Raw genomic sequence first — 16,868 nt, 5'->3', positions numbered from 1 at the left:
ACTTTACAACTAAAGCATGACAGCAAATACGACATACAAGCTTAAAAATACGGTTCGAATTGTAACAGCAACTTCGCTTTTCGATGGCCATGATGCATCGATTAATATCATGCGAAGAATTATTCAGGCTTCGGGTGCTGAAGTGATTCATTTGGGACACAACCGCTCTGCCGAAGAGATTGTAGATTGTGCTATTCAGGAAGATGTACAAGCCATTGCCATAAGCTCTTACCAGGGTGGACATATGGAATTCTTTAAGTACATGTATGATTTATTGCAACAGAAAAATGCCGGACACATTCAAATTTTTGGAGGTGGCGGAGGAGTTATTCTACCATCTGAAATTAAAGAATTGGAAGCTTACGGAATTGCTGGTTTGTATTCTCCTGATGATGGTCGTAACCTTGGTTTGCAGGGAATGATTAATGAGGTTTTGGAGCAATCGGATTACTCATTGAATGATTTTGATTTGCCAAAAGCATCAGAAATTACAAGTGAAAATGTTAATTTACTATCAAGGTTAATCACCTTGGCTGAACATGATCTGCTTCAGGATTCGGATTTGTATCTTGAATTGAAGAACAGCGCTAAGGTCAATCACACGCCCGTAATTGGAATTACAGGTACAGGTGGTGCCGGAAAGTCTTCCTTAACGGACGAACTGATTCGCAGGGTTCAGATCGATTATCCTGAATTGAAACTGGCAATTCTTTCTGTAGATCCTTCAAGGAAAAAGAGTGGAGGTGCATTGCTTGGTGATCGAATCCGAATGAATTCCATTCATCATCCGAACATTTATTTGAGATCTTTGGCTACACGCCGTGCCAATCTGGCATTGTCTAAACATGTTGATGATGCTTTGATTTTAATGAAATCGGCAGGATTTGATTGTATTTTTCTTGAAAGTTCAGGAATTGGACAGTCGGATACTGAAATTGTGGATCACAGCGATGTGAAAGTGTATGTGATGACGCCCGAATTTGGGGCGGCAACACAGTTGGAGAAGATCGATATGCTTGATTTTGCTGATTTAATTGCCATCAACAAATTCGATAAGCAAGGGGCACAGGATGCTTTGCGCGATGTGAAAAAGCAATATCAACGAAACAACCTCCTCTGGGATCGAAATCCGGACGATATGCCGGTTTATGGAACAGTGGCCTCTCAGTTTAACGATCATGGCGTAAACGAGCTTTATCACGCCTTAATTCAGTTTTTAAACTCAAGTAATGCTACCGGATTTGCTCAGAATGGAAAACCTCTTCTTGAGGCGAGTCAAAAGATAGAAATTGTACCACCAGCCAGGGTAAGATACCTCTCAGAGATCTCCGAAACCGTAAGAAGATACAACAGAAAGGTGGAAGAGCAATCTGAATTAGCAGATCAATTGTATGCTTTAGATAAGTCTATTGAAATATTTGAAGATGATGGCGTTAAGGATGCTTTATTAGGAAAAAAACAATCTCTTTCGAAAGATTTTAAGCATCAGAATATTATAGATTCCTGGGAAGAAAAGAAAAAAAGATACAAAGAGGATATTTTCAAATATAAAGTTCGTGGTAAGGAGTTATTGGTGGAAACACATTTTGAAACTCTTTCGCAGACCAGAATCCCTAAAATCGTATTGCCGAGCTATAGAAGTTGGGGCGATATCGTAAAATGGAATCTAAAAGAAAATGTTCCCGGTGAATTTCCTTACGCAGCAGGTGTTTTCCCGTTCAAACGGGAAGGGGAAGACCCAACAAGAATGTTTGCAGGAGAAGGAACTCCCGAAAGAACGAACAAGCGATTTCATTATTTGGCGGCTGGTCAGCCTGCAGTTCGATTATCAACCGCATTCGATTCGGTTACTTTGTATGGTGCAGATCCTGATTACCGGCCGGATATTTACGGAAAAGTTGGTAATGCCGGAGTTTCTGTCGCTTCATTGGATGATGCCAAGAAACTATACAGCGGTTTTGATTTGTGCGATCCGAAAACTTCGGTATCCATGACGATTAATGGGCCGGCTCCAATGTTGGTAGCCTATTACATGAATGTAGCTATCGATCAGGAATGTGAGAAATATATTCGGGAACATGGACTGGAAGAAGAGGTTAAAGTAAAACTTGAAGTAATCTTCTCTGGGAAAGACAGAGTCTATTATGTAGGCGATTTGCCAAAAGAAAATAACGGATTGGGACTGTTGTTGTTAGGAACAACCGGAGATCAGGTATTGCCTGCTAAGGTTTATCAGAAAATTAAGGAAGAAACCATTTGTAAGATTCGGGGAACGGTTCAGGCAGATATGCTGAAAGAGGATCAGGCGCAGAATACCTGTATATTTTCTATTGATTTTGCTCTGAAAATGATGGGAGATATTCAGCAGTATTTCATCGAAAATCAGATTCGGAATTTTTATTCGGTTTCTATTTCCGGATATCATATTGCGGAGGCAGGAGCCAACCCGATTACTCAATTGGCTTTTACATTATCAAACGGATTTACCTTGGTTGAATATTACATTTCAAGAGGTATGAAGGTTGATGATTTTGCACCGAATCTTTCCTTCTTTTTCTCCAATGGAATGGACCCGGAATATACGGTAATCGGTAGGGTAGCGAGAATAATATGGGCGAAGGCCATGAAATATTTATATAAGGCCAATAATCGCTCCCAAAAACTGAAATATCATATCCAAACTTCGGGCAGATCGCTGCACGCACAAGAAATCGAATTCAACGATATCCGAACTACATTGCAGGCTTTAACCGGAATTTATGATAATTGTAATTCGCTTCATACGAATGCTTACGATGAGGCTATCACGACACCAACCGAAGAGTCGGTAAGAAGGGCAATGGCGATACAAATAATCATTAATAAAGAACTTGGTTTAGCCAAAAACCAGAACCCTTTGCAGGGATCATTCATTATCGAAGAATTAACCGATTTGGTTGAGGAAGCTGTCATGGTAGAATTTGATCGATTAACGGAGCGCGGCGGTGTATTGGGAGCTATGGAAACCATGTATCAAAGAGGCAAAATACAATCAGAATCTCTTCAATATGAGAGTTTGAAGCATAGTGGTGAATTACCAATTGTTGGTGTGAATACATTTTTAAGCTCAAAAGGTTCTCCTACAGTTCAGCCAAAGGAAGTTATTCGTTCCGATGAGGAAGAGAAAATCAATCAGGTGAAATTTAAAGACTTAGTGCAGACTAATCAGAAGGAAAAGGCTGTAAAAGCATTGGAAGAGTTGAAAGAGACAGCCTTGAGGAATGAAAATATATTTGCCTCCTTAATGGAAGTTTGCAAATTCTGTACATTAGGTCAGATAACCAATGCTTTATACGAGGTTGGTGGTCAGTACCGACGAAATATGTAATTATTCAGTAGGGACACAAGATCTTGTGTCCTGAATAAAATAATTCATTTTTTTAGAATTAATTAAGAATAAAAGATCTGATTAAACCGAAGTAAAAACAATATAGCTTTGAATCAAATAGAATCAAAAATAAACGTAAACTCTGCGGATTTCTTGAATAATAAGAAGTCTTACGAGAAATTGATGAAAGAATATCGCCATCGATTAAAGTCAATAATGCATGGTGTTGACGAAAAAGCCAAAGAGCGTCATTTGAAGCGCGGAAAGTTATTGGTAAGAGATCGCATTGAGTTATTATTGGATAAGAATACGCCTTTTTTAGAACTCTCAGCAATGGCTGCCTGCGATCAATATGAAAATCAATTTCCTTCAGCAGGCATTGTGACTGGTATTGGCGTAATTCATGGCAGAGAGTGTGTGATCGTTGCTAATGATGCAACGGTGAAAGGCGGTACATACATCAAGGAAACCATCAAGAAGCACATTCGGGCACAGGAAATTGCCATGGAAAATCATTTAGCTTGTATCTATATGGTCGATTCGGGAGGTGTTTTTCTTCCTGAGCAATCGAAGGTATTTCCTGATAAGTATGATTTTGGACGGTTTTTCTTCAATCAATCGAAAATGTCGGCCAAAGGAATTCCTCAAATCTCCATTGTAATGGGATCGTGTACCGCAGGTGGTGCCTATGTGCCGGCCATGAGTGATGAAACCATTATTGTGAAAGGACAAGGAACCATTTTTATTGGCGGACCACCATTGGTGAAGGCTGCAACAGGTGAGGATGTTACTGCTGAGGAATTGGGCGGAGCTGAAATGCATACTTCTATTTCCGGGGTAGCAGATCATTTGGCTGAAAATGACAGACATGCGGTTCAAATATGCAGAAATATATTTGAGTCGATGCCGAAAGTTCGAAAAAAAGGCTTGGAGCGTGAAGAGGTGAAAGCACCCGTGTATCCTGCTGATGAATTGTACGGATTGGCTCCAATTGATCTGAAAAAGGCCGTTGATGCCAGAGAGCTCATAGCCAGAATTGTGGATGGAAGTTCTTTTCAGGAATTTAAAGAGCGTTATGCACCAACCATAGTTACTGGTTTTGCAAAGATCATGGGTTTTCCGGTAGGCATTATAGCCAACAACGGCATTATTTTCTCTGAAACATCGCTGAAAGCAGCACATTTTATTGAATTGTGTTGTTTTCGTAAGATTCCATTGATCTTTCTGCAGAATATTACTGGTTTTATGGTGGGAAAAGAATATGAGCACAAAGGAATTGCCCGCGATGGAGCCAAAATGGTTCATGCAGTTGCAAATGCTCAGGTTCCTAAATTCACGGTAATTGTTGGCGGCTCTTTTGGAGCAGGAAACTATGCAATGGCAGGACGGGCTTACGAACCCAGATTGTTGTTTATGTGGCCCAATGCCAAAATTTCGGTAATGGGTGGCGAACAGGCGGCAGGTGTTTTGGTACAAGTGAAAGAACAACAACTTCAGAAAAGCGGGAAAGAATTCCCGAAGGAAGAACAAGATCAGTTGAAAAACAGCATTTTAGCTAAATATGAAGAGGAGGGTTCAGCCTATTACAGTACATCACGTTTGTGGGACGATGGGATAATCGATCCAGCCGATACAAGAAAAGTCTTGGCAATGGGAATAGCAGCTTCAGTAAATAAAGAGTTTGGTGAGCCTGATTTTGGAGTGTTTAGGATGTAATTGAATTTTTTAAGTCTCTTTTAGGGGATTTAGGGGTAAATAAAAAGAAAATGAAACAATTTAAAACCATAGAATTTACTATAGAAGATAAAATCGGAACGATCATGTTGAATCGTCCCGAGATACACAATGCCTTTAATGAGGTGATGATTGGCGAAATAATTGATTGTTTTGAAGAAATTGAAAAGATGAATTATGATATCATTCGTGTGGTGCTGATGAAGGGAAAGGGAAAATCATTTTGTGCCGGAGCAGATTTAAAATGGATGAAAGGCGTTGCCAATTATTCTTATCAGGAAAACTATTTGGAGAGTTATAAGTTATCAATGTGCTTTAATGCTGTTTATTCCTGCAAGTTTCCGACTATTGCTGTTGTGCATGGTGCTGCAATTGGCGGGGCGAATGGATTATTGGCAGCCTGTGATTTTGTTCTGGCACATAAGAATACCGTTTTCTCATTAAGTGAAGTGAAAATCGGCATTGTTCCGGCTTGTATTTCTCCTTACGTGATGAAGCGTGTTGGTGAATACAAATCGAAAGAGTTGATGCTTACCGGAATGAGATTGGATGGGAAAGAGGCGCAGAAAGCAGGTTTGGTGAATTGGTCTTACAGAGATAAAAAGCTGAATGCCAAATTGGAAGATCTGATTTCAAAATTAAAATCGAGTGGACCTATTGCAGTTTCTACCTGCAAGCAATTGCTTTACGATGTGGAGAATGTTTGGAATCACGAAGAAGCGATGGAAAATACAGCCAAAATGATTGCAGAACTTCGCCAATCAGATGAAGGTCAGGAAGGAATGAATTCATTTTTGGAGAAACGAAAACCTAATTGGCTAATTGAGAATTAATAATTTGTAATTATTAATTACTAATTGAATTTGAATGTACTACAAAAGACTATTAATAGCGAATCGTGGCGAAATTGCCCTTAGAATCATGCGAACAGCAAAAGATTTGGGTATACATACCATTGCCTTATATTCTGAACTCGATAGGCAGGCAGAGCACGTATTGCAGGCCGATGAGGCATATCCTTTAAAGGGAAATAATTTACAGGAAACATATCTGAATTTAAATCAGATCGTTGAAATTGCACGAAAAGCAAAAGCGGATGCTATTCATCCGGGATATGGGTTTTTAGCTGAGAATGCTGTTTTTTCTCAATTATGTGCCGATAATGGAATTGATTTTGTGGGTCCGGATGCTAATGCAATCGAATTGATGGGGAATAAGGTAAATGCCCGTGAATTTGCGAAAACCATAGGTGTTCCTGTGTTAGAAGGTGTTGTTGGAGACTCTGTGAAATTGATAGAGGAAGCGGGAAAAATGCAGTTTCCACTTTTGATTAAAGCTGCTGCAGGTGGCGGTGGCAAGGGAATGCGGATCGTTCATAAAAAAGAAGAATTACAAGCAGCTTTGGAGTCTACATCGCGCGAAGCTGCAAGCTATTTTGCTGATGGCACCGTTTTAATTGAAAGATACATACAAAATCCACGACATATTGAAGTTCAGATTTTAGCTGATCAGCATGGAAATGTGGTGCATTTATTTGAGCGGGAATGCTCGATACAGCGACGCTTTCAAAAGGTGATTGAAGAAGCTCCTTCGCCAACATTAACGCCTGAATTGAGGAAGGAAATGGGGAACATGGCTGTTTTCCTGGCTCAGGAAATGAATTATACCAATGCGGGAACTGTAGAATTCTTGGTAGATGAAGACTTGAATTACTACTTTCTGGAGATGAATACAAGAATTCAGGTAGAACATCCGGTAACGGAAATGATAACCGGAATTGATTTGGTGGAAAAACAGTTGTCGATAGCTTCGGGGCGAAAATTGAAGTTGAGACAGGAAGATATTCACATGAAAGGCCACGCCATTGAAGCCAGAATCTATGCTGAAGATCCTGAAAAGGGGTTTATTCCATCTCCTGGAGAAATTAGTTTTTACAAATCACCAAAATTGTTTGATGGTCGATTGCGTTTGGATTCTGCTATAGTGGGGGCATGCACGATTCATCCTGATTACGATCCGATGATAGCAAAATTGGTAGTTTGGGACGAAAACAGGGATCTGGCAATTGAAAGATTGCATCATGCCTTACACAATTATGAGATACACGGGATCAAGAATAACATCATGTACTTGCATACATTGCTGAATACTGATCATTTCAAACAAAATAAAATTTCAACACATTTTTGTCAGGATCATAACGATGAACTGATGCGGAAAATGAAGGATGATAAGCTTGAAATACCAGCATTCCTTTTTCAAATCAGCTTTGCATTGTTTGAGTTGAACAGAGAGAAGGTCGATTCAATTTGGGAAGAGATTGGCTATTGGAGACAGCAGGGAACAAAACTTAGAATTGTAGATGAGGAAGTACTTGATATTGAAATAATCAGTGAAAAACCATATAACATCAAAATTTCAAACTCTTATTATATTGTTGATAATGTGAGTATTGATGGCTTTCAATTGATGTTGGAGTTTAATGGTGTTAGATATCAGTTTTACCAGTCGAAAAATACAGAGGGAAAGAGTTTTGTGAGTTGTCAGGGGATAGTTCGTGAGATGATTCGATGGTCGGAGATTCAATCCAATATAGCAGATGTTGGGCTTTCTGATCAGAAAGAAGGTGATGGAAGAATTTTATCACCAATGCCTGGCAGAGTTGTTAAGATTGAAGCCAAAACGGGACAAATCGTGGCTAAAGGTGATGTACTGATTATTGTGGAAGCCATGAAGATGGAAAATAGTATTCGTGCTCCTTTTCAAGGGAAAGTTGAAAGTGTATTGGTTTCTGAAGGAGATCAGGTTAAGAATAGAACAGAATTGATAAAGTTAATGATGGATTAAACAGATCAGGTTATATGTTAACCTGAAAACTAAGCATATATTATTTTGAATTTAACGCCAAATCAAAAAATATGAAGGATAAAATCAGAATTGCAAATGCCGGTGGTTTCTGGGGCGATGACCTTGGAGTACTAAGAAGACAGTTGGAAGGTGGAGATGTGGACTACATATCTTCTGATTTTTTAGCTGAAGTAACAATGAGTATTCTTCGTAAACAACAGTTAAAAAACGAATCTTTGGGCTATGTCACTGATTTTGTTGATCAGATTGTGGATGTAGCTGATTTGATGAAAGAGAAAGGTGTAAGAATGATTACAAATGCCGGAGGAATTAATCCAATAGGCTGTGCTCGTAAAATTCTTTCGGAATTGAAAAAGAAAGGGGTTTCGATTAAAATTGCTGTAGTCGAGGGGGATAATATCATTGAAAGAATAGACGAGTTTTATCCTGCCAAAACCAGTTTTAAGAACATGGATACCGGAGAGGATTTTCAGGACATTTTCGAAAATATACAAAGTGCAAATATTTATTTAGGTGTGCCTCCTTTGTTGAAGGCTTTGGAGAGTGGTGCAGATTTGATACTGGCTGGCCGCGTAACCGATACCTCGGTAACTATGGCACCAATGATCTATGAATTGGGCTGGAAACTGGATAATTGGGATCAATTGGCTGCAGGTTTGGTGGCTGGCCATATTATCGAATGCGGAGCGCAATCAACAGGTGGGAATTTTACCGATTGGCAAAAAGTAAAACGTTGGGATAACATGGGATATCCTATAGTTGAAATGAATAAAAATGGTGAATTTTCTGTCTACAAGCATGAGAATACAGGCGGGTTAATTAGTATTGATACAATTCGCGAGCAATTGGTATACGAAATGGGTAATCCAGCTCAATATATCAGTCCAGATGTTGTTGCCGATTTTAGTCAGTTAGTGCTCGAAGAGCAAGGTGAAAATAGAGTATTGGTGAAGAATGCAAAAGGTCACCCTTCCACGCCGTATTTGAAAGTTTCAATGGCATTTGAAGATGGATACAAGGCAACAAGTTCTATTGTGATTAGTGGTGGAAAAGTATTGAACAAAGCGCAGGAGTTTGAAAAAATATTCTGGCAACGATTAAAGCATACTTATTTAAAGAAAAATACTGAATTTGTTGGGTACAACGCCTGTCATCAGCATCTGGCTGAGGATATTGATCCCAATGAAATATTACTGCGCTTATCTGTTTATGATACTGATGTATCAAAAATAAAAGACTTTTCGATGAGTATTGCTCCCTTGATCCTGAGTGGGCCTCCGGGAGTTGCCGTAACGGGTGGCAGGGCGAGAATGCAGCAGGTAATTACTTATTGGCCTACTTTAATCCCAAAAACTTGTATCTCATCAATGGTATATGTTTTGAATGAAGATGGTGAAATTAAAGAAACATCAGAAATACCTTCTGTTTTAGGAAATGAACAGGAATTAGTAGTTGCACAATCATCGAATTTTGATCATGACAATGTGAAAAAAACGAAAGGTGTAAAAATGTGTGCTGTTCCATTTCGGGAAATTTGTCTGGCCCGTTCCGGAGATAAAGGAGATACCGTAAATATTGGAGTATTGGCTCGATCGAAAGCGGTATATGAATTTTTAAAGACGGAATTAACTTCAGAGAGAATTACTGATATGTTTTTCGGCTTATCAAAAGGAAAAGTCACAAGATTCGAAATTGACAATTTAATGGCATTGAATTTTCTGTTGGAAGAAGCTCTTGATGGTGGAGGAACAAAATCATTAATGATTGATGCTCAGGGTAAAACATTTGCATCTGCACTTTTGAATCAAGAAGTTGTGGTTCCTGAGGATGTTCTTGCTACTATATTATCTGGGGAATTTCAAAAATAAATCCAGAATGGAATTTGCGAAATGATTGATAGTTGCTAACTTAATATTTGTGAATGAGGAAGCCTAAAGATTGAAGTAACAGACATATTTTCTCATTTCTGAATTATTAATTACTAATAGAAATAGATATGTTTCCATATTTGAATGATGAACATGATACGATAAGAAAGGCTGTTCGGGATTTTGCCGAACGGGATATAAAACCATTGGCTCAGGAATTAGACGAGAAAGAGGAGTTTTCTATTGAATTAACACGAAAAATGGGCGAAATGGGATTGTTTGGCATGACACTTCCTGAAAAATATGGCGGACACAGTACCGATTATTTGTCTTATATTATTGCAGTCGAAGAAATTGCAAGAGTTGATGGTTCACATGCAGCCACACTTGCTGCTCATAATTCGCTGGGAATAGGGCCATTGTATGAATTTGGCAGTGAAAAGCAAAAATTAAAATACCTTCCCGGACTTTGTTCTGGCAAAGAACTGTGGGCTTTCGGATTGACAGAACCTGAGGCTGGTTCTGACTCCCGTGGATCAAAAACATTTGTAAAAGACATAGGAGATCGTTGGGAGATTAACGGTTCTAAGATTTTTATTACCAATGGATCAACCCCTTTGTGTTCTGGTGTTACAGTTCAGGCAGTAACAGCAATAAATGGCAAAGAGAAAGAATTTAGCACTTTTATTGTTGAAAAAGGAACACCGGGTTGGAAATCCAAAACCATGCATGGCAAAATGATGTGGAGGGCTTCGGATACCTCAGAAATGTTCTTTGATGCTTGCCGCATACCCAAAGAAAATATGTTGGGAGAACGGGGAATGGGATCCAAAGTAATGCTAAAAACTTTGGATTCAGGAAGATTATCCATTGCTGCCATGGGACTTGGATGTGCTCAGGGTGCCTACGAATTGGCTCTTGCTTATGCAAAAGAGAGAAAACAATTTGGAAAAACACTTTCGAAATTTCAAGCTGTTTCTTTTAAACTGGCTGATATGGCATTGAAAATTGAGTTAGCGAGAAACCTGTTGTACAAAGCATGCTGGTTGAAAGATACAGGGAAAGAATATGGAAAAGAAGCGGCCATGGCTAAGTTGTATTGTTCAGAAATTGCGAAGGAAGTTGCAGACGAGGCAGTTCAAATTCACGGTGGATATGGTTTGATGAAAGAATATCCGGTGGAACGGTTTTATCGTGATCAGCGCCTTCTTCAAATTGGAGAAGGAACATCTGAAATTCAAAGATTGGTTATTTCAAGATATATTGGATGTTGAGATGTATTACAATGGAATGCATGTAAAATAAACTAAAACAAAAGACGAATTGTCAGAGACTGTTGTCTCCAACTTTAAATCATATAACAACACTAATATTAACACTATGAGTAGAGAACTGATACTTGCCTTAAATCCGCGAATGCAATTTACACGAATAGCTGTTTATCGGATGAATTCTCCGGTTTTTTTAAAGAAAATTAACCATAAGCCAGAGGAGATCGGTGATTTTAAATGCTTTTGCGATCAAACAAAATACCGGGCAAAGGTGATTATGGATGAGTTAAAGGCCAATGATATTTCTATTGATGAAATAAAAATTATTATTGGCAGAGGAGGACTTATCAAGCCAGTAAAATCGGGCGTTTACCGCGTTAATGAGGCAATGATTAAAGACCTTTCGAATTGTGAGTTCGGCAATGACGTTGTGAACCTTAGCGGATTACTCGCCTATACTATTTCGGAACAAATTGATGGTGCAGAAGCTTTTGTTGCCGATCCTGTTGTGGTTGATGAATTAGAAGATATAGCAAGAATAACAGGTCGCCCTGAGTTTAAAAAACGTTCTATTTTTCATGCTTTAGATCAGAAAACAAGTGCAAGAAGATATGCTCAGAGTATTTATAAGAAATATGAAGAATTGAATCTGATTATTGCTCACTTAGGGGGAGGTATCAGCATTGGAGCTCATAAAAAGGGGAGAGTAGTAGATTCAAATCAGGCATACGATGGTGATGGTCCGTTTTCACCGATTAGAAGTGGAAGTTTGCCTATGGGTGAAATGATTCAAATGTGTTTTTCAGGAAAATACACTCAGGAAGAGATGATGAAAATGCAGACAGGTGAAGGTGGTTTGTATGCTTATTTTAAAACTTATAGTGGATTTGATGTTTGTAAAATGAGAGATGCAGGTGATTCTAAAGCTAAAGAGGTATTATCGGCAATGGCTTATCAAGTGGCTAAATCAATAGGTTCAATGTATCCTGTATTTGGAGGTGAAGCTGTTGATGCTATAATTATTACCGGTGGTTTGGCTAAAGATGAAACATTGGTGAAAGAAATAAGAGGAAGAGTTGAAAAAATTGCCTCTGTTACTATCTACCCTGGAGCAGAAGTACTAAGTGCTCTTAGTGATTATGGTAGAATGATTTTGAGAAATGAGACAGAAATATTAGATTACTAGAAGAACTTATTTTAATTTATTATCAATAAGAATCAGCTTCGGCTGATTTTTTTATGCCTGAAACAAAACGAATTCCTTGTTTTTGTTCAGTTTATTGCTGATATATCACTGATACACAATGTTTTGTAAGTATGTTCGATAAAAATCGTCCTTTGAATGATAAATGTCGATTTAAAAACCAAATTCCTCGTTTTTTAAACAAAACAAACCTCTTTCCTGTAGTTTATAAATCTCGCCAGCCATTTATTGATAAGGCATTTGCATTCATATATATTTAAAAAGTATAAAGAGTGTACTCTTTGTGTCAAAAATGGAACTACTAAATTTAATCTTATATTTTTTATTATGAAGAAAACTCGCTCATTTTTTCAATTTGTAGGAATTGGAGTTTTTGCAATTTCTCTGTCAATAGCTGGTTGTACAAAAGAAGGACCTATGGGACCAGCAGGTGCTGATGGCACAAATGGAATTGATGGAACCGATGGAAATTCAACCTGCTTAGATTGCCACTCTGGAGATACCAGAGCAACTATTGAATCACAATTTGCTATGTCTGTTCATAGCAGTGGTATCAATGCAGTTGATTATGCCGGAGGAAATGCTTCCTGTGCACGCTGTCATTCGCATCAGGGTTTTGTGCAGTATGCCAATACCGGTACTGTTGCAGGAGCTATTACAAACCCAACTGCATGGGAATGTGCTACCTGTCATGGGTTACATGAATCATTTGAAGCAACAGATTATGCTTTAAGGCTAAAAGATCCTGTACACCCAATATTCGATCCTGCAATAACAATGGATTTAGGAGGAAACTCAAATTTATGCGCGAATTGTCATCAATCAAGAAGAGCTGAGCCTATTATTGACAAACCGGGTGATACATACAAAATTACCAGTACTCATTACGGACCTCACCACGGAGCACAGGCTAATGTTGTTGCAGGTGTTGGTTTTGCTGAAATTGAAGGTTCTGTTGCTTATCCTATAGCTGGTTCTGCTACTCATTTAGCTCAGGCTTCTTGTACTGGTTGTCATATGGCAGAATTTGATAATGAAAAAGATCAAGGAGGGCATACATATAATCCTTCTCTTTTAGCATGTAATACATGTCATGGTGTTACAGAGACAGATTTCAATTATGGAGGAGTACGATCAATTGTTGAAGGCCAACTTGAAACTCTAAGAGATGAATTAGTTCGTTTAGGTGTTGTTGAGTTTGCTCAAGAGTCTGTTTATGAGTTAAATGAAGAGACAGGTCTTATTGAATTAGTTGCACTTCCAGGAGAATACGTTCCAGTAGTAGGAACTTATCCTATGGTTCAGGCACGTGCATTCTTTAACTGGGCTGGATTAGAAGAAGATCGTAGTTTAGGAGTACACAATCCAAAATATGTGAAAGCTTTATTACAAAATTCAATTGAAGCTTTAGAAGCTGAGCCTACTCCAGGGAGTTAATTTACTTACAATATAACTAATAAAAGAAGTTGCTCATCTGATAAGATTGAGCAACTTCTTTTTTGCAATATTGAAGATAAGAGCTTCGATAAACTTCCTTACTATATTTTACTCTTCTCTCTGCTTATTGTTCTGGCAGAACTTCTTCTTGTGCTGGTCTAAATACCAAAAACGCCTAAAATTCCTCTGGTTAATTCACGAATAATGGTTGTACCAATAGAACTGGTCATGATTTTTTTCAAACTAATTTTTCTCTCCTCTCTTGGTTCTTGGAGTCGCCTTACGTCTGGCTGTTTCTTCTTTATCTTCTTTCTCTTTTCCCAGCATTGTTCAATTCGCTTCATCAATATTTCGTGGGCGCTTTCGCGATCTATTTAAATTATTTGCAAATTTGAGATAGCCACTCCTAAACAAGCAAGCTTAGGGTGTGAATTAAAGAATAGAGAGAAGCATCTTGAAGTGAGAATAAAAAAAACCGAGAAATTTCTCGGTTTTAAAAATAGTGAAATTCAAATGTAAAGTCATTATTCCTTTAGTTCTTGTACTTTAAATTCTAATTTTTCGACAGCCTTTTTTAATTTTTCTTTGCTGGTTACTTTAGTTTTGAAAGTAATACTTACCTGTTGTTTTTTGAAATCAACTTTCAAATCTTTAACGCCTTTTTCGAAAGGAATATTTTTTTCAATTTTGCTGGTGCATCCCACACAATCCATTTCTACCTTGAATATAACGGTGTCAACTTTCTTCTCTTTTTGGTTGCCTGCAAAAACAGTAGAGGTGATTAATAGGAAACTAAGAGCTACAATTGTTCTTTTTAAAATCTGTAATAGGTTTTTCATGATATTTGTTTTAATTATTTGTTATTCAATTGTTAAGCGAACACCTAAATAAATTTTTCGCTCTTGTATTGGTCCCCAAATCATTGAAGCATCAAAGTGTTCCTTAAAAGGATTTTCAGCTTCGATAATTGGATTCTTTTGAGTGTAATTGCCCAAATTTTCAGCTCCAAAATATAATTCCCAAATGCGAAAACGTTTTGTTATTTGAGCATTTACTAATGCATAAGATGGAGATTTTGCTCTTCTTTGAAAATTATCCGGGTTTTCTTGAGTCGATGGAATTCTCATATCACCATTAAACTGAGTTGAGAAATCAAATTGCCATTTATTAAAGTTGGTTGCGTATGATAAATTGATCAAACCTTTGTAACGATTTACGTATGGAACTTTTCTGAATTCATTATTGATATCTGCCTTAACATCCGAAAAGCGAATGGCAGTGGTTACATCAAAACGTTCTACGATCTCAAATTTTAATTCTACTTGATAGTTGTTTGCCCACGATCTTCCATCCAGGTTGTAAAACTTCACTGAATTCACGCTGTTATCCAGATCAACTATTACCTGATTGTCAAATGTTGTTCTATAAAAATCAGCGGAAGCAGTGAATCCTTTTCCAAATAGATTGAAATACTGAGTTAAGCTCAATCCAAAGTTCCATGCTTTTTCTTGTTTTAAATTGTCCGAAATTTCAAATGATCTGTTTGAAGCTAGTAAAAAGCTATTTTCAGCAATAGGGTTAGAGGTTCTACGGCCACTACCACCAGTTAATCGAATTGTTGTTTTTGGTGCAAATAGATATCTGAAATGTACGCGTGGAGTTGCAAAACCACCAAAAATATTGTTATCATCGTATCGTAATCCTGTTTGTAAGGTGATTTTTTCATTAGGAAGCCATGTGTATTCTATATATGCACCTGCAACTTTCTCTGTGCGGTTGGTTCCTAAATTATCTCCCGATAAATAATCTTTAAAGTCATCGTATATATACGATAAGCCAGCAGTATATTTGTATTTTAAATTTCCGATATATGATTGGAACAACAAATTGGCATAGAAATATTTCTGATCCGCATCGTAAGTTCTTAATCCATAAAAAGAATTTTGCTTGTGAGAGGAAAAGTTTGTGATTAATGCAAGGCTTTTATTGTCATCATTAGGAAATAAGTAACCAATTTTTGCAAATGCTTCATATCTGCGTGTATCAATATTGATACGGTATTTGTTGTTGATATCATTCGGTTGATTTGTTTCATAGCCTTTTTGACCACCAATTCGTTGTTCGTCAATGAATTTAACACCAAATTGGGTTTTGAAATTTTCACTGACATCCCAATTCCAGCGGTTCACAAAATTGTATTGTGTTACCATCGGATCATCTAAAAAGTTATCCTTGTTTTTATCTATTTCTCGATCGTTATCTTGAATGTGAGCCAGGATAGAAGTTGATAATTTTGGAGAAAACTTCACGGAAGTAATTGCATTAACCTCAGCCATTCCCATGTTATTTGCATAAGTGTTTAGATAAAATTTTGGTGATTGTTGAGGTTTCTGATACTCAATATTGATTTGGCCTGTAATTGATTCGTATCCATTTATAACAGATCCTACGCCTTTAGAAACCTGTATGGATTCCATCCAAGGACCTGGAACATATTCCATACCATAAACAGATGCTAATCCTTTGAAACTTGGATTTTTCTCCATCATCATTTCGATGTATTTACCTGTTAAACCAAGAAGTTTAATTGATTTGGCACCTGTTGCAGCATCAGCATAAGATACATCTACTGAGGCATTTGTTTCAAAACTCTCGGAAAGGTTGCAACAGGCAGCTTTACAAAGTTCTGCACCCGTAATGTTTTGCGATTGTATTGGGTTATTTCGATCTAAAATGGTCCCCAATTTACGTTTCGAAATAATAACTTCGTTTAAAGAAATGTTTGGAATAAGTTCAACCACTAACTCCGCTTTATTGATTTGTTTAATGGTTATTTCTTTTGTTTCATAACCAACAAATTGGACAACCAAAATATCAGATTTGTTGGTTAAATTCAAGGTGAAATCGCCATTGGTATTTGCGGCAGTTCCAATTGTTGTGTTTTTCCAAAATATTGAAGCTCCCGCCAGAGGAATAGTTTTCCCCGAAGCAGGTTTTTCAATTATTTTCCCTTTGATATCCTCTGCAAAAGAAATGATTGGAAGTATAGAAAGGATTATTGAAATAATTCTAATTTTCATACGTAAATAGCTAAGCACATTAGATCAGTGAGGTCATTA

General features: G+C 37.7%; 11 protein-coding genes. 8 read left to right on the top strand and 3 right to left on the bottom strand.

The annotated features are described in order from the left end of the window. Positions 1-16 precede the first annotated feature (16 nt). From QUH73_RS19015 to QUH73_RS18980, 8 genes are all read left to right on the top strand, one after another. Positions 17-3,367, top strand: coding sequence for a methylmalonyl-CoA mutase family protein (locus tag QUH73_RS19015; protein ID WP_289532025.1), 3,351 nt, complete (start codon positions 17-19; stop codon positions 3,365-3,367). Positions 3,368-3,475: 108 nt separating this feature from the next. Then, complete coding sequence (locus QUH73_RS19010; RefSeq protein WP_289532024.1) at positions 3,476-5,083, top strand: carboxyl transferase domain-containing protein; 1,608 nt, start codon at positions 3,476-3,478, stop codon at positions 5,081-5,083. 50 nt (positions 5,084-5,133) lie between these two features. After that, positions 5,134-5,934 carry an enoyl-CoA hydratase-related protein gene (locus QUH73_RS19005; protein ID WP_289532023.1) on the top strand — a complete coding sequence of 267 codons (801 nt, stop codon included), beginning with the start codon at positions 5,134-5,136 and terminating at the stop codon, positions 5,932-5,934. Positions 5,935-5,968: 34 nt separating this feature from the next. Then, on the top strand, positions 5,969-7,948 hold the full coding sequence (locus tag QUH73_RS19000; protein WP_289532022.1) for an acetyl/propionyl/methylcrotonyl-CoA carboxylase subunit alpha: 1,980 nt from the start codon (positions 5,969-5,971) through the stop codon (positions 7,946-7,948). A 71-nt stretch (positions 7,949-8,019) separates the two neighbouring features. After that, complete coding sequence (locus QUH73_RS18995; RefSeq protein WP_289532021.1) at positions 8,020-9,837, top strand: acyclic terpene utilization AtuA family protein; 1,818 nt, start codon at positions 8,020-8,022, stop codon at positions 9,835-9,837. Between the two features lie 128 nt (positions 9,838-9,965). Then, positions 9,966-11,111, top strand: coding sequence for an acyl-CoA dehydrogenase family protein (locus tag QUH73_RS18990; protein WP_289532020.1), 1,146 nt, complete (start codon positions 9,966-9,968; stop codon positions 11,109-11,111). A gap of 106 nt (positions 11,112-11,217) precedes the next feature. Then, positions 11,218-12,294 carry a butyrate kinase gene (buk, locus tag QUH73_RS18985; protein ID WP_289532019.1) on the top strand — a complete coding sequence of 359 codons (1,077 nt, stop codon included), beginning with the start codon at positions 11,218-11,220 and terminating at the stop codon, positions 12,292-12,294. 345 nt (positions 12,295-12,639) lie between these two features. Continuing rightward, on the top strand, positions 12,640-13,749 hold the full coding sequence (locus QUH73_RS18980; protein ID WP_289532018.1) for a hypothetical protein: 1,110 nt from the start codon (positions 12,640-12,642) through the stop codon (positions 13,747-13,749). A 158-nt stretch (positions 13,750-13,907) separates the two neighbouring features. On the opposite strand, the gene QUH73_RS18975 is transcribed toward QUH73_RS18980, so the two are convergent. The 3 genes from QUH73_RS18975 to QUH73_RS18965 all read right to left on the bottom strand — a co-directional run bounded on the left by QUH73_RS18975 (position 13,908) and on the right by QUH73_RS18965 (position 16,829). Beyond that, positions 13,908-14,093: a hypothetical protein gene (locus QUH73_RS18975; RefSeq protein ID WP_289532017.1), complete on the bottom strand. Its 186-nt coding sequence runs from the start codon at positions 14,091-14,093 to the stop codon at positions 13,908-13,910. A gap of 180 nt (positions 14,094-14,273) precedes the next feature. After that, positions 14,274-14,588 (bottom strand): heavy-metal-associated domain-containing protein, encoded by a 315-nt coding sequence (locus tag QUH73_RS18970; RefSeq protein WP_289532016.1) that lies wholly within the window; start codon positions 14,586-14,588, stop codon positions 14,274-14,276. Between the two features lie 21 nt (positions 14,589-14,609). Continuing rightward, positions 14,610-16,829 (bottom strand): TonB-dependent receptor, encoded by a 2,220-nt coding sequence (locus QUH73_RS18965; protein WP_289532015.1) that lies wholly within the window; start codon positions 16,827-16,829, stop codon positions 14,610-14,612. Positions 16,830-16,868: the final 39 nt, after the last annotated feature.

Origin of the sequence: Labilibaculum sp. K2S, assembly GCF_030372765.1 — a bacterium.
Taxonomy (GTDB): Bacteria; Bacteroidota; Bacteroidia; order Bacteroidales; family Marinifilaceae; genus Labilibaculum.
The sequence above is the reverse complement of the archived record's forward strand: the minus strand, read 5'-3'. Positions and strand labels throughout refer to the sequence as shown.